We start from the raw sequence: 13,404 nt of genomic DNA, 5'->3' as shown, positions 1-13,404 counted from the left end.
TTCAGCCCTCCGTCCGGATTCGGTTGTACAAATCACCCAGCACCGGGTCGGCGATGTAGCGCCGCACCACCGGCTCCACGGCGGCGGCAAACGGCGCGGGATCGGGGCGGTTGATCGCCACACCCGCCGCCAGCACGATCCGCCGCGCCTCTGCCACGCGCGCGTCCCAGCCCTGCCGCATCACCTGCACGGAGCGGCGGGCGACATCCTTCACCAGTTCCCGGTCGGCGGGCGTCAGCGCATCGAACGCGCTTTTCGACATCAGCAACGCATCCGGGCTAAAGCTATGCTCCGTTTCAGACCAGAAGCGCGCGGTTTCGAAATGGCGGCTGCTTTCGAAGCTGGGCAGATTGTTCTCCGCGCCGTCGATCAGATGCGTTTCCAGCGCGGAAAACACCCCCCCGAACGACAGCGGCGTGGGGTTCGCCCCCATCGCCGCCAGCGTTTCCAGCACCATGTCAGACAGCGGGCTGCGGATCTTCAGCCCGGCCAGATCGGCCGGAGTCTCGATGGGACCACGGATGTTGTAAAAGCTGCGCGGCGCGGCGTCATAATAGGCAAGGCCGACCAGCCCGCGCCGCTCAAACACGTTCAGCAGCCCGGTGCCGACAGGGCCATCCACCACCCGGCGCATATGATCCGTGGAGCGGAACACATAGGGCAGCGCCAGCGCACGGGTTTCCGGGAAGGGGTTGTTCAGCGCCGCCACCGCCACCCGGCAGAAGTGGATCGCATGATAGCGGGCAAAGCCCAGCGTATCATCTTCCGCCCCCAGCTGGCCGGAGGGGAATTGCCGGATGCGGATGCGGCCGCCGCTTTCGCGCGCCAACTCCTCGCCCATCCATTTCACCGCCTCCACCGTGGGATAGCCGGGCGGGTGCACATCCACCGCATCCAGCCGGATCGCGGCATCCGCGGCATGTGGCGCGGCAAGGGCAGCAGTGGCGGCGATGCCGGAGCCAAGCAAGGCGCGGCGCGTGACCGTGCGGCTCATGCCGAAGCCTCCTGCATGGCCATGGCGATGCGCCCATCCGCACCGAAATCGGCAACGGCGGACTGGCCGATCCGCACCGCGTGGACACCGGTGGCAGCACCGGTGGACACCAGCGTTCCGGCGGGCAGCGTGCCGCCCATCCGCCCATTGTGGTTCAGCAATTCCACCAAAGAGCCGAGCGGCCCGCCGGGAATGGTGTGCGCCCCACCGTCGGCAATCTTCTCCCCGTCGATCCACATGGCGCAGCGATGCCCCTCCAGCGCCGCCAGCCCGGCCAGCGGCGGGCCGAGCACCAGCCCGGCATTGTTGCCGAAATCGGAAATGGTGACGAGCGGGCCATGATCGTTGATGCCCGGGAAGGGGCTGCCCGCGAACTCGACGCCGATGTGCACGGCCGACACCAGCGGCGCGGCGCGGTCCGCCGTCCAGCCTTCGGACGGCGGCACATCCGCGCCCAGTTGCAGCACATATTCCGCTTCCACGGCGGCGAAGCCGTTCGGAATGCAGGGAAAAGCCGATGGCCCTTCCCCGGCGACCACCACATGGCGCGCAAAGATCGGCCCGAACAGGCGGGATCGGCCCAGCGCTGCGGCAAACGGCGGCTGGATCAGCCCCACCTTCCAGCCCGCGACACTGTCCGGCCACAGCGCGATGGCATCGGCCTGAACGGCATAGGCCTCCGCCTCCGTGGCGGGATAGGCGCCGGGGTAGACGGGCAACGCCTGCGCGCCGCGCCGCGCGGCGACGAAGGCGGCAGCACGCAGATCGCGGGCAGGCGCATCGGCCATCAGCGTGTCACCTTGCACACCTGTGCAATGCGCAATGTCTTGATCACGAAACCTCCCCGTCTCTTTCATGGAAGCATCGGAGGTTTGGTAACCGGTGTCAATAGGACATCAAAACTGCATATTCGCACGGCCTGCAGCAGGCCCGCCCGACGAACCCCAGCCTATTGTGTATTCAGCAGCGCCTCGACAATCGCCAACGGCTCCGTGACATGCTGGTATCGGCCTGCCACCACGATCTCGGTTCCCTCACCGTTCACCGGCAGCGAAACCCGAACCCGGCTGATGGCCGCCCTGTTCAGATAGACGGGCTTGCCGGAACGGGTACTGAAACGAACAAATGTCGAGTCCGCCCCGATCCGGGCAAGAATACTCCCCATCGGCTCCAGCGTGAACACGTAGCCGCCGCCATATTCCACCATCGTCACGTCCTGCCCGGCATGCGGCGTGGTGGGGCGAAGGCGATATATGCTTTTCGCGGCGACGAGTAATTTTTCCCCGTTCAGGCCGATGAGGTCGAACATGCTATTCCCCCACGAATGAACTACCCAGCATGACAGTAGCCGAACGGATTCGGCCTGACGAGAGGCGCAGACTGCAGACCAGAACCGCTACCTGAAGGGCGGCTCGTCAAACGCCCGCAGCTTCCGGCTATGCACCCGCCCGCCTTCAGCCCGCAGCATCTCCACCGCCACGATGCCGATCTGCAAATGCTCGGAAATCGCCCCTTCGTAAAAGCGGTTCGCCTGCCCGGGCAGCTTGATTTCGCCATGCAGCGGCTTGTCAGACACGCACAGCAGCGTCCCGTACGGAACCCGGAAGCGATAGCCCTGCGCGGCGATCGTCGCGCTTTCCATGTCCACCGCCACCGCCCGGCTCTGGTTGAAGCGGCGGCTGCTCAGGCCGAAGCGCAGTTCCCAGTTGCGGTCGTCCGTCGTCACCACCGTGCCGGTGCGCAGACGCGGCTTCAGCTCCTCGGAATCCAGCCCTGTCACCTGCCGGGCGGCGGCGGACAGCGCGAGTTGCACCTCGGCGATGGCGGGGATGGGAATTTCCGGCGGCAGCATATCGTCCAGCACATGATCGTCGCGAAGATAGGCGTGCGCCAGCACATAATCGCCGATGGTCTGGCTGGGGCGCAGGCCGCCGCAATGGCCGATCATCAGCCACGCCTGCGGCCTGAGCACGGCCAGATGATCGGTGATGGTCTTGGCGTTGCTCGGCCCCACACCGATGTTCACAAGGCTGACGCCCGCGCCGTCTGCCGCCATCAAATGCCATGCGGGCATCTGGTGCTTGCGCCAGCTGCCGTCACCCTGCGCGGCTTCGGGGGAGGCGTTGGCAGCATCCAGCAGCGCCCCGCCGGAACAGCTGAGGTGGGTGTAGCGGCTGTCCGGCTTTTTCAGTTCCGCACAGGCCCAGCGGATGAATTCATCCACATAGCGGTGATAGTTGGTGAACAGGATATGGTTCTGCGTGTGATGCGCGGGCGCGCCGGTGTAATGCTTCAGCCGCGCCAGAGAAAAATCGGTGCGCGGCCCGTCGAACAGCGCCAGCGGGCGCGGCTCTGCCGGGTCCTGATCCCACAGGCCATCCACCAGTTCGTCGCCGATATGCTTCAGCTCGGTGGTGGGGAAATGCCGCGCCAGTTCCTTGGCGGCGGTCGCGTCCAGCACCAGCCCGGTCGCGCCATCCAGAACATAGGGGAAGGGGATTTCCACCGAGGAGGCCCGAACCATGATCTTCACATCATAATCGCGCAGCAGCAGCGCCATCTGCTCCACCAGATAACGGCGGAACCAGTTGGGGTGGGTGATGGTGACGGCATAGCGGCCGGGGGCCACCAGCCGGGCGAAGGCGCGGCTGAACCGGGGCACGCCTTCCTGGGCCGACCAGTCCAGCACGAGTTCGGGATAGGCGAAAAGGCCTGCTGCCCGCTCCTCGGCGGACGGCGGTGCACCACCTTCCAGAAAGAGCTTCAGCCGGCTCCTCAGATTTTCAACGGATTTTTCGTGAATCGCGGCCAGTTCATCCACCAGCCGCCCTGCTTCTTCTTTGTGCATTGTCATCCCCCCCTATGCCACCGAGACGGGCGTGAGGCTAGAGGGGGCAGGTTGCGGGATGATGGCAGGGGGTGGGGTGTAGGCATCCTCGGCGTCACCCCGGACTTGATCCCGGGTCCAGCTTTCCACCCGCAACGTTTCCGAAGAACAGCTGGACCCCGGATCAAGTCCGGGGTGACGTTGTGGGTGGTGGGAAGGTTGGTGGATTTGGCCAACCGGTGACACCCCCTCTCCATCTCTCCCCCTTGCGGGGGAAAGTGCTCCGGAGCGCCGCAGGCAATCGAAATTGATTACTCGCACGTCGTTGTAGCTGAGCCGCAACGCCAACTTAGAGGGTGCAGGGAAATCATTTCCCTGCTGGGTTCCAAGGGCAAAGCCCTTGGCCGCCGGAGGCAAAAAACCCTCCCCCCCCCTACCGCCCGCGCATATCCTGATGCCCCGGCGGCAAATGGATGTTGATCTCGGCGGGTTCGGCGGGAATCAGGATCTGGCAGGCGAGGCGGCTGGTGGCTGTGACATGGGCGGTGAAGTCCAGCATATCTTCTTCATGGTCGCCGGGCGGCGGCAGGGTGCGGAACAGCTCCGGCGGCAGGATGACGTGGCAGGTGGAGCAGGCCATCGCGCCTTCGCAGGTGCCTTCCAGCGGCAGGCCGAGCGACTGGGCCAGCGCCAGCAGCCCTGTGCCGGGGGGGGCGTCCGCTTCGGCGGCGAGCGCGCCGTTTGCGGTGAGGAAGCGCACATGCGTCATCGTTGCAGGCCTTTCGCGGCGGCCGCGATCCGGTGGATGGCCTCTGTCAGCATAGCGGGTGGGGTGGACGGTTGCCAGCCAAGGCGCAATGTCTGGCGGGCGCGGGGTGTGGGCAGGCCCAGCGCGGCGAGCACATGGGAGGATTTGCCCGAGCCGGAGGAGCAGGCCGAGCCGGAGGACAGCGCGATGTTCGGGAGAGCGGAGATCAGCCGCGAGGCGTCGATTCCAGAGAATGTCACGGAAAGGTTGCCGGGCCAGCGATTCGCCCCCAGCGGATCGGGGCCGTTGATGCTGTGCGGAACCTCGGCGAGGGCCGCGAGAGCGATGTCCATCAGCGCATGGGCGGCGGGCAGGTTTATGGCGGGATCGGCGAGGTCTGCGGCGGCGGCGAAGCCTGCCGCGAGCGCGGGGGACTGGGTGCCGGAACGCAAGCCGGATTCCTGCCCGCCGCCATCCAGCAGCGGCGCGAGAGGGGTGCCCGGTTTCACCCACAGCGCGCCGATGCCCTTGGGGCCGCCGATCTTGTGCGCGGAGAGGGAGATCAGGTCGACATCGGCGGCGGAGAGTTCCAGCTTGCCGAACGCCTGTGCGGCATCGGTGTGGAACAGCGCACCTGCGGCATGGGCTTCGCTGGCCAGCTCGGCGATGGGCCAGATGCTGCCGACTTCATTGTTCACCCACATGGCCGACACCAACGCCACATCTCCCGCCGCCAGCGCGGCGGCATAGGCGGCGCGATCCGGCAGCCCGTCCGGCTGCACGGGCAGAATGGTGATAGCGACGCCCAGCCGTTCGAGGTGGCGGGCGGATTCCAGCACGCAGCTATGCTCGGTGGCGAAGGTGAGCAGGCGCTGGTCCGGCGCCAGTTCCATCACGCCCTTCAGCGCCAGATTGTTGGATTCGGTCGCGCCCGAGGTGAAGATCAGGCCCTTGGGTGGGCGGCCCAGCCGGGCGGCGACGCGAGCGCGCCCGGTTTCCAGCGCCGCCTTCGCCAGCCGCCCGCCGCGATGGGCGGAGTGCGGGTTCCAGTGCCGCCCCTCCAGCCATGGCAGCATGGCGGCGAGCGCCTCGGGGCGGAGCGGGCTGGTCGCCTGCGCGTCCAGATCGAGGATGTCAGGCAGCATTCGCGCGCCGGGCGAGCGGGGCGTAAGCGGCGAGGAAGCGGACGATATCCGCCTCTGTCGTCGCCCAGCCGGTGGAGATGCGCAGCGATTGCCCGGCGGCTTCCGCCAGCCCCATCGCCTGCAACACGGGCGAGGCTTTCAGCGTGCCGGAGGAGCAGGCGGAGCCTTGCGACACGGCGATCCCGGCCATGTCCAGCTGCATCAACTGGGTGGCGGCGGGCACACCGGGCAGGTGCAGGCTGGTAATGGTGGGCAGGCGCGGCGCGCCCGCGCCATTCACCCGGGCACCGAGAGCCAAGGCCTCGCGCTCCAGCAGGGATTGCAGCGCAGCGGCGCGGGCGGGGAAATTGGCGTCCCACGCGTCCAGCGCGGCGGCCCAGCCGAGGATGCCGAGCAGATTCTCCGTGCCGCCGCGCCAGCCCTGTTCCTGCCCGCCGCCCTTCTGCTGGCCATGAAAATCATCCTTGCAGCGCACGATCAGCGCGCCCACGCCCATCGGCCCGCCCAGCTTGTGCGCGGAGATGGCGACGAAATCGGCGGGCGGGATGGGCAGCTTCCCGGCGGATTGGACGCAATCGGCCAGCAGCCGCGCCCCTGCACCATGCACGGCGGCGGTGATGGAGGCCATGTCCTGCACCACGCCGGTTTCGTTGTTGGCGTGCTGGATGGCGACCAGCGCGCGCGCCGGAATTTCTGGCAATTGCGCCAATCCCCGCCCGTCGACCGGGATGCGAGGCGCGGCAGGCGCGGCTTCCAGCACGGCCGGATGTTCCGTCGCCCCCACCAGCCGTGCGGTCGCGTCCGCACCGTTCAGCGCCAGCGCAAGCGCCTCGGTGCCGCCGCTGGTGAAGATCAGGCTGTCGGCAGGCACGCGGAAGAAGGCGGCGATGCGGTCCCGCGCGGCGTTCAGCGCGCGGCGCGCGGCGCGGCCGGGGCCATGCACGGCGGAGGGGTTCGCCCACTCGCCGCTCATCAGCCGCGCCGCCGCATCGGCCATGGCGGCGGCGGCTTCGGCGCGCATCGGGGCAGTGGCGGCCCAGTCAAGATAGGCGGGTTCGTTCATGAAGCTTGCATTTTCCTTGCCCGCTTCCTTATAGCCCGCCTTTGTCGGAAGCTATGCTCGACGCCCAGATCTTCAAGGAACAAATGTGCCGGAAGTGATTTTTCCAGGGCCGGAAGGCCGGTTGCAGGGGCGTTACCAGCCTGCCGGAAAGCCCCGCCCGCCTGTGGCGATCGTGCTGCACCCGCACCCGCAGGCCGGCGGCACCATGAACAACCCGATCACGCTGGCGCTGTACCAGATGTTCGTGAAGCGCGGGTTTGCGACGCTGCGCTTCAACTTCCGCGGTGTCGGCCGCTCGGAAGGCGTGTTCGACAATGGCGTGGGCGAACTGTCTGACGCCGCCTCCGCGCTGGACTGGCTGCAGGCGATCAACCCGGAATCCTCGGGCACATGGGTTGCGGGGTACAGCTTCGGCGCGTGGATCGGCATGCAATTGCTGATGCGGCGGCCGGAGGTGAAGGGCTTTATCTCCATCGCGCCGCCCGCCAACCTGTATGATTTCGGCTTCCTGGCCCCCTGCCCCTCATCCGGCGTGATCGTGGCGGGCACGCATGACGAGGTGGTGACGGAACCCGCCGTGCAAAAGCTGGTGGACAAGCTGAAGACGCAGAAACACATCACCATCGATTACGAAAAGATCGAAGGTGCCAACCATCATTTCGCGCACGAGATGGACGAGATGATGGGGACGGTGGAAACCTATCTGGACCGCAGGCTGATGTCTGGAAAATGACATCGCCCACCGGGCGGAACGATCAAAGGCCTCGGCGAAAGCCGGGGCCTTTTTCTTTGGTTTCAGTGAGTTGCGCTCAACTCGAATGACAAGTTCGAATCTGGGGAATTAAGTATAACGATTTTAGTTAAAGTTTTATGACAGTGCGTTGACACATTTCTGACATGAGCATAGCTTTTCTCTCGATCGGAAACGCCGGTCCGGCCAGTTGCGCACGGCCCGGCACAGTCCTTCCGAACGGATATCGAGGGAGAATTTTTGCCATGATCGTCAACAGCAGCCTGATCGCCACCCTTGGACTTGTCGCGGCCGCCGCGCTGGCAGCCCCTGCCGCAGCGGCGGATTCGAGCGGCGTGCCCGGCGTGCGCAGCGTGAGCTATTCCGACCTGAATCTGGAAAGCGCCGACGGCCGCGCCCAGCTGGAGCGCCGCCTTGTCCGCGCCGCCAAATCCATCTGCGCCACCAATCCGGCGCTGGAATCCAGCGCAGTCCGCGCAGAGCGCGAGCGCTGCGAAGCCGAAACCGCCGCCCAGTTCGACGCCCAGATCGCCAGCGCGATCCAGTCGAGCCGCGCCCGCAAGGCGGCGTTTGCCAGCAACTGAGTTGCCAGTGGCCCGGGGGCAGACCGCCCCCGGAGCCGCTGCCTCAGGGCCGGGCCAGCCGCCCGCCCGGCGTGGGGGCTGGAACTCCGGTGGTTTCCGGCCAGCTGAGCGGCAGTCCCTTCAAATGCCGCACCGCCAGCCAGCCGAAGGCCTGTGCTTCCAGCGCGTCGCCGTGCCAGCCTTGCGTTTCCACCGGTTCGGCGGGGATGCCGGTGCGCGCGGCGATCATGCGCATCAGCGTGGGGTTGTGCCGCCCGCCGCCCGTTACCAGCAACTTCTTCATCCGCACCGGTAGCGGGCGGAGCGTGCGGGCAATGCTCTCCGCCGTGAAGGCCGTCAGCGTCGCCGCGCCGTCTGCGGCCGACAGCGCGCTGACCGCTTCGACGGAGAAATCGGCGCGGTCGAACGAGCGGGGGCTGCCCTCCGGGCCGATGCCGCCCGCAAGCGCGGCCAGCGCGATTTCATCTACCCGGCCGGAGGCCGCCAGCGCCCCGCCCGCATCATAGCGCGCGCCTGTGTGCTGCTGAACCCAATCGTCGATCAGGCCGTTGGCCGGGCCGGTGTCGAACGCGCCCCAGCCGCCTGCCTCATCGAACCATGTGAGGTTGCCCACCCCGCCGAGGTTCAATATTCCCACCGGCCGCTCCACGTTGGAGGCCAGCGCCCGGTGATAGCCCGGTGCGAGCGGCGCGCCTTCCCCGCCCGCCGCCACGTCCGCGCTGCGGAAATCATGCACCACCGGCCGCCCGGTGCGGCGCGCCAGCAACGCGGCGTCGCCGATCTGCCATGTGAAGGGGTTCGGATGACCCGAACTGGGCGGCCGGTGCGCCACCGTCTGGCCGTGGAAGCCGATCAGCGTCGCCTGTTCCTGCCCCGGCAGCGCCAGCACGGCTTCGGTATGGGCCTGTGTCAGCAGTTGTTCGGCTTCCGCGATCAGCGGGTCTGCGGCCGGGGCAGGAAGCTCCAGCGCGCGGGCGGCGGCGCGGCGGATCAGCGCCCGCTCAGCATCCGTGTAGGGCCGGTCATGCGCTGAAATCCCGCGCACATGCCCTTCCCCGTCGGTCTCGATCAGGGCGGCGTCGACCGCGTCCACCGAAGTGCCGGACATCAAACCGATGACGATATGCTTTTCAGACGCCATGCTTTGCGCCTAGAGCGGCACTGCCATGAGCTACAAGAGCGAATATCTGCAGACCCTGGAGCGCCGGGGCTACATCCACCAGTTGACGGACGCCGCCGCCATCGACGCGCGCGCGCTAAAGCCCGGCCTGACGGCCTATGTCGGCTTCGATCTGACCGGCCCTTCGCTGCACATCGGCCACCTGATGTCGATCATGATGCTGCGCCGGTTGCAGCAGCATGGCGGCAAGCCCATCGCGCTGATGGGCGGCGGCACCACCAAGGTGGGCGATCCTTCCGGGAAGGACACCCAGCGGCAGATGCTGGATCAGGCCACCATCGACGCCAACAAGGCCAGCATCAAACGCGTGTTCGAACGCTTCCTGACCTTCGGCGACGGCCCCTCCGACGCGATCATGGCCGACAATGCCGAGTGGCTGGAACAGCTGAACTACATCGACTTCCTGCGCGATTACGGCCGCCATTTCAGCGTGAACCGCATGCTGACCATGGATTCGGTGCGGCTGCGGCTGGAACGCGATCAGCCGCTGAGTTTCATCGAATTCAACTACATGGTCCTGCAAAGCTACGACTTCGTCGAGCTGAACCGCCGTTATGCCTGCGTGATGCAGATGGGTGGATCGGACCAATGGGGAAACATCACCCAAGGGATCGACCTCGGCCGCCGCGTCTCCGGCGCGGAGCTGTACGGCCTCACCACCCCGCTCATCACCAACGCCGACGGCTCCAAAATGGGCAAAACAGCGGGCGGCGCCGTCTGGCTGAACCGCGAACAGCTGCCCGATTGGGACTATTGGCAATATTGGCGCAACGTCGATGACCGCGACGTCGGCAAGTTCCTGCGCCTGTTCACCGACATGCCCGACGACGAGATCGCGCGGCTGGAATCGCTGCAAGGCGCGGACATCAACGACGCCAAGATCGCGCTCGCCAACGCCGCCACCACGCTCTGCCGCGGCGCGGACGCCGCCGCCGCAGCGGAAGCCACCGCGCGCGCCACCTTCGCCGAAGGTGGTGCCGGCGAAGCCCTGCCCAGCTTCGCCATCAGCGACCCCACGCCGCTGATCGACGCCCTGGTGCTGACCGGCCTCGCCGCATCCAAAGGCGAAGCCCGGCGCAAAATCGGCGAAAACGCAGTCCGCATCGACGGCGAACCCGCCACCGACCCAACCCAACCCATCACCGCCCCCGCCAAGCTGAGCCTGGGCAAGAAACGCCACGCGCTGCTGACGGCGGGGTGACGCGGAGGCGTTGGAGGCAGGGGGCTTTGCCCCCTGCACCCCCAGCAGGAGGGTGACCCTCCTGCACCTCCATAAGTTTTGGGAAGAGGCCCCCGAGCAGCGACGTGCGGGCTGCACTGCCCTGCAATGGGGGCCTCTTCCCAAAACTTCGGGGGTCAAGGGGCGTCACGCCCCTTGCGGGGTGCAGGGGCAGAGCCCCTGCCTCTACCGTCTCAGGGTCGCCCGCCAGCCAGCATCGCGTAGCGTTCCGGCCCCAGTCGGCTGGCGAGTTGGGCGGCGCCGGGCAGGCCTTGGGAGGCTGCGGCTTTGGCCAGTGTGTGGGCGCGGGCGGTGTCCTGCGGCACGCCCCGGCCTCTGGCGAAGGCGTCTGCCAGTGCGAGTTGGGCGGGGGCGTAGCCGCGGCGGGCGGCGCGCAGATACCATGCGGCGGCGATGGCGTCGTCTTTGGCTGCGCCTTGTCCCTTGGCGGTCATGGTGCCCAGCAGGGTTTCCGCCGTGGGATTTTCGCGCTGGGCGAGGATGCGGAAATGGTCGCGTGCGGTGGCGTAATCGGCGGCTTTGAAGGCGGCCACGCCCCGGCTGAGCAGGGTGTTGGTGGGCAGGTCCTCAAGCGCTTGCGTCGCGGGTTGCCCCGGGCGTTGCGGCGGACCCATCGCGGCGCTGGCCGGGATGATCGGGGAGAGGGCAAGCAGGCCGGCCAAAACAACGGCGGCCCGGGATTTCCTGTCAGTCATGCCGCCGAGTTAACGCAACACTGTGACATTTCCAAGGACGCGCTGTCGCTTAACCGCCACGCAATGTCGCAACGGCGGCGTCTTTTTCGAACAGGTAGAGCAGGTTTCGCGCCGCTTCGCCGCGTGGCCCGGTGAGGCCGCCGTCGCGTTCGATCAGCAGCCGGGCGTCGTCGTGCGCGGTTTGCAGCAGGCGGGCGACCTGTTCGGGGGTGGCGATGCCGAAGCCCTGTTCGCCGGACTGGCGGGTGCCCAGCAGCTCGCCTGCGCCGCGCAGGCGGAGGTCTGCTTCGGCGATGGCGAAGCCGTCATCCGTGCTGCGCATCATCCGCAGCCGTTCCTTCGCGGTTTCGGACAGATTGTCGCCGCGCAGCAGCAGGCAGACGGAGCGGGCGGTGCCGCGCCCCACCCGGCCGCGCAGCTGGTGCAACTGGGCGAGGCCGAAGCGTTCCGCGCCCTCGATCACCATCAGGCTGGCGTTGGGCACGTCCACCCCCACTTCGATCACCGTGGTGGCGACGAGGATGGCGGCTTCGCCCTGCTGAAAGCGAGCCATTTCCCTGTCCCGCGCGGCACCTTGCAGCTTGCCGTGCACCAGCGCCACCTTGTCGCCGAAGCGCTGGCGGAGCGCTGCGGCGCGGGCGACGGCCGGGGCGGCTGCGTCCGGATCGGCAACGGTTTCCTCGTCTGCGCCGGCATCCAGCAACGGGCAGACCCAATAAGCCTGCGCGCCGGTGGCAATGTGGCGGGCGAGGCCGTCCAGCACTTCATCCAGCCGGGGCAGCGACATGATGCGGGTTTCCACCGGCTGGCGGCCGGGGGGGCGCTCATCCAGCTTCGACACGTCCATTTCGCCGAATTGCGCCAGCGCCAGCGTGCGCGGGATGGGTGTGGCCGTCATGACCACCAGATGTGGCGGCACATCGGCCTTTTCCGCCAGCATCAGCCGCTGCGCCACGCCGAAGCGATGCTGTTCATCCACCACCGCAAGGCCGAGCCGGTGATATTGCACGCTGCCGGAGAAAATGGCGTGGGTGCCGACGAGGATGTCGATCTCGCCCGCCGCCAGCGCCGCCAGCACGGCCTCGCGCGCCTTGCCCTTTTCCCGGCCGGAGAGGAATCCGAGGCGGACGGGCAGGTTGCCCAGCAGCTTTTGCAGCGTGGCGTGATGCTGGCGCGCCAGCAGATCCGTGGGGGCAAGGAACGCGCCCTGCGCGCCTGCCTCCACCGCGATCAGCAGCGCCAGCAGCGCCACCAGCGTTTTGCCCGAGCCGACATCGCCTTGCAGCAGCCGCAGCATGGCGTGAGGCGTGGCCATGTCGCCTGCGATTTCGGACACGGCGTGGCGCTGTGCGCCCGTCAGCGCCCATGGCAGCTGCGCCAGCAGCGCCTCCGTCAGCCGCCCGTTGCCTTGCAGCGGCTGACCGCGCTGGCGGCGGCGGCGGGCGCGCACCAGCGCCCATGCCAGTTGGGTGGCGAGCAGTTCGTCATAGGCCAGCCTGTCCCGCGCGCCCTCGCTTCCCGGCGTGCTGTGCACCTGTGTCAGCGCCGCTGCAAAGCCGGGCCAGCCGCGTTTGCTCAGCAGGCCCGGCTCGATCCATTCGTCCAGCTGCGGGATTTTCGGCAGCGCGGCCTGCACCAGCCCGGCGATCCGCCGCGAGGTCATCCCCTCCGTCAGGGCATAAACGGGTTCGGTGTCCGGCGTGTCGGCCTTGCGGAGTTCCGGGTGGATGATCTGGAAGCGGCCGTTCCAAAGCTCCAGCCGCCCGGCCACCGTCAGCTCCGCGCCGATGGGGAATCGGGCGGCGAGGCCGTGCGATTTGGGGCCGAAGAAGGCCAGCAGCAGGCCGATTCCCGAGGCGTCATCGGCGATGATGCGCAACGGGCCGCGCCCGCGCGACGGCTCGTGCGAGAGGATGCGGACGGCGATGCTGATTCGCTCCCCCTCTGTCACGCCGGCGAGGCTGGGGGCGAATCGGGTCTCCCGCCAGCCGACGGGGAAGTGGAACAGCAGGTCGCGCGTGCGGCGGATCTCCAGCCGTTCCAACGCGCGCACGGCGGCGGGGCCAACGCCGGGCAGCGAGGCCGTCTCGGCAAACAGGGGGTTGAGCCGATCCGGGCGCATCGTTAGGCGGGTAGCAACCCTTCAGGCGGCCCGCAAATCTGCGAGGCTGCCATTT

General features: G+C 67.7%; 13 protein-coding genes. 3 read left to right on the top strand and 10 right to left on the bottom strand.

Features of this window, described 5'->3' with window-relative positions:
• Position 1: 1 nt before the first annotated feature.
• The 7 genes from FJQ54_RS11405 to FJQ54_RS11375 form a co-directional block, all read right to left on the bottom strand.
• Positions 2–994, bottom strand: a complete 993-nt coding sequence (locus FJQ54_RS11405) for a TRAP transporter substrate-binding protein (RefSeq protein ID WP_140928528.1) — start codon at positions 992–994, stop codon at positions 2–4.
• Positions 991–1,782: a 2-keto-4-pentenoate hydratase gene (locus FJQ54_RS11400; RefSeq protein ID WP_140928527.1), complete on the bottom strand. Its 792-nt coding sequence runs from the start codon at positions 1,780–1,782 to the stop codon at positions 991–993. The genes FJQ54_RS11405 and FJQ54_RS11400 overlap by 4 nt, the downstream gene beginning before the upstream one ends.
• 161 nt (positions 1,783–1,943) lie before the next feature.
• On the bottom strand, positions 1,944–2,303 hold the full coding sequence (locus FJQ54_RS11395) for a hypothetical protein (protein WP_140928526.1): 360 nt from the start codon (positions 2,301–2,303) through the stop codon (positions 1,944–1,946).
• A gap of 87 nt (positions 2,304–2,390) precedes the next feature.
• Positions 2,391–3,842 (bottom strand): AMP nucleosidase, encoded by a 1,452-nt coding sequence (locus FJQ54_RS11390; RefSeq protein ID WP_235890416.1) that lies wholly within the window; start codon positions 3,840–3,842, stop codon positions 2,391–2,393.
• A gap of 412 nt (positions 3,843–4,254) precedes the next feature.
• Positions 4,255–4,590 (bottom strand): 2Fe-2S iron-sulfur cluster-binding protein, encoded by a 336-nt coding sequence (locus FJQ54_RS11385; protein WP_140928524.1) that lies wholly within the window; start codon positions 4,588–4,590, stop codon positions 4,255–4,257.
• Complete coding sequence (locus FJQ54_RS11380) at positions 4,587–5,714, bottom strand: cysteine desulfurase family protein (protein WP_235890415.1); 1,128 nt, start codon at positions 5,712–5,714, stop codon at positions 4,587–4,589. The genes FJQ54_RS11385 and FJQ54_RS11380 overlap by 4 nt, the downstream gene beginning before the upstream one ends.
• Positions 5,704–6,777: a cysteine desulfurase family protein gene (locus FJQ54_RS11375; RefSeq protein ID WP_140928523.1), complete on the bottom strand. Its 1,074-nt coding sequence runs from the start codon at positions 6,775–6,777 to the stop codon at positions 5,704–5,706. The genes FJQ54_RS11380 and FJQ54_RS11375 overlap by 11 nt, the downstream gene beginning before the upstream one ends.
• Positions 6,778–6,862: 85 nt before the next feature.
• Here FJQ54_RS11375 and FJQ54_RS11370 point away from each other — a divergent pair, with 85 nt between their 5' ends.
• Both FJQ54_RS11370 and FJQ54_RS11365 read left to right on the top strand, forming a co-directional pair.
• A complete protein-coding gene (locus FJQ54_RS11370) occupies positions 6,863–7,510 on the top strand; it encodes an alpha/beta hydrolase (protein ID WP_140928522.1) in 648 nt (215 codons plus the stop codon).
• Between the two features lie 263 nt (positions 7,511–7,773).
• Entirely contained in the window at positions 7,774–8,112 is a 339-nt protein-coding gene (locus FJQ54_RS11365; protein ID WP_181160115.1) for a UrcA family protein, read from the top strand.
• 43 nt (positions 8,113–8,155) lie between these two features.
• Here the strand turns inward: FJQ54_RS11365 and FJQ54_RS11360 are convergent, their stop codons facing one another.
• Positions 8,156–9,253 (bottom strand): anhydro-N-acetylmuramic acid kinase, encoded by a 1,098-nt coding sequence (locus tag FJQ54_RS11360; RefSeq protein WP_140928520.1) that lies wholly within the window; start codon positions 9,251–9,253, stop codon positions 8,156–8,158.
• Positions 9,254–9,278: 25 nt separating this feature from the next.
• Here FJQ54_RS11360 and tyrS point away from each other — a divergent pair, with 25 nt between their 5' ends.
• Positions 9,279–10,493 (top strand): tyrosine--tRNA ligase, encoded by a 1,215-nt coding sequence (gene tyrS / locus FJQ54_RS11355; RefSeq protein ID WP_140928519.1) that lies wholly within the window; start codon positions 9,279–9,281, stop codon positions 10,491–10,493.
• A 212-nt stretch (positions 10,494–10,705) separates the two neighbouring features.
• Here tyrS and FJQ54_RS11350 read toward each other — a convergent pair whose 3' ends face one another.
• Entirely contained in the window at positions 10,706–11,227 is a 522-nt protein-coding gene (locus FJQ54_RS11350; protein WP_140928518.1) for a tetratricopeptide repeat protein, read from the bottom strand.
• Between the two features lie 49 nt (positions 11,228–11,276).
• The gene (recG, locus tag FJQ54_RS11345; RefSeq protein ID WP_140928517.1) at positions 11,277–13,349 is read right to left on the bottom strand and encodes an ATP-dependent DNA helicase RecG; all 2,073 of its coding nucleotides are present in this window, start codon (positions 13,347–13,349) and stop codon (positions 11,277–11,279) included.
• Positions 13,350–13,404 lie beyond the last annotated feature (55 nt).

This window comes from Sandaracinobacter neustonicus, assembly GCF_006385875.1.
Classification (GTDB): Bacteria; Pseudomonadota; Alphaproteobacteria; order Sphingomonadales; family Sphingomonadaceae; genus Sandaracinobacteroides; species Sandaracinobacteroides neustonicus.
The sequence above is the reverse complement of the archived record's forward strand: the minus strand, read 5'-3'. Positions and strand labels throughout refer to the sequence as shown.

Coding starts and splice junctions, on each gene's coding strand:
- recG (WP_140928517.1), bottom strand. CDS start 13,349: ATGCGCCCGGATCGGCTCAACCCCCTGTTTGCCGAGACGGCCTCGCTG.
- FJQ54_RS11350 (WP_140928518.1), bottom strand. CDS start 11,227: ATGACTGACAGGAAATCCCGGGCCGCCGTTGTTTTGGCCGGCCTGCTT.
- FJQ54_RS11360 (WP_140928520.1), bottom strand. CDS start 9,253: ATGGCGTCTGAAAAGCATATCGTCATCGGTTTGATGTCCGGCACTTCG.
- FJQ54_RS11405 (WP_140928528.1), bottom strand. CDS start 994: ATGAGCCGCACGGTCACGCGCCGCGCCTTGCTTGGCTCCGGCATCGCC.
- FJQ54_RS11395 (WP_140928526.1), bottom strand. CDS start 2,303: ATGTTCGACCTCATCGGCCTGAACGGGGAAAAATTACTCGTCGCCGCG.
- tyrS (WP_140928519.1), top strand. CDS start 9,279: ATGAGCTACAAGAGCGAATATCTGCAGACCCTGGAGCGCCGGGGCTAC.
- FJQ54_RS11375 (WP_140928523.1), bottom strand. CDS start 6,777: ATGAACGAACCCGCCTATCTTGACTGGGCCGCCACTGCCCCGATGCGC.
- FJQ54_RS11400 (WP_140928527.1), bottom strand. CDS start 1,782: ATGGCCGATGCGCCTGCCCGCGATCTGCGTGCTGCCGCCTTCGTCGCC.
- FJQ54_RS11390 (WP_235890416.1), bottom strand. CDS start 3,842: ATGCACAAAGAAGAAGCAGGGCGGCTGGTGGATGAACTGGCCGCGATT.
- FJQ54_RS11365 (WP_181160115.1), top strand. CDS start 7,774: ATGATCGTCAACAGCAGCCTGATCGCCACCCTTGGACTTGTCGCGGCC.
- FJQ54_RS11380 (WP_235890415.1), bottom strand. CDS start 5,714: ATGCTGCCTGACATCCTCGATCTGGACGCGCAGGCGACCAGCCCGCTC.
- FJQ54_RS11385 (WP_140928524.1), bottom strand. CDS start 4,590: ATGACGCATGTGCGCTTCCTCACCGCAAACGGCGCGCTCGCCGCCGAA.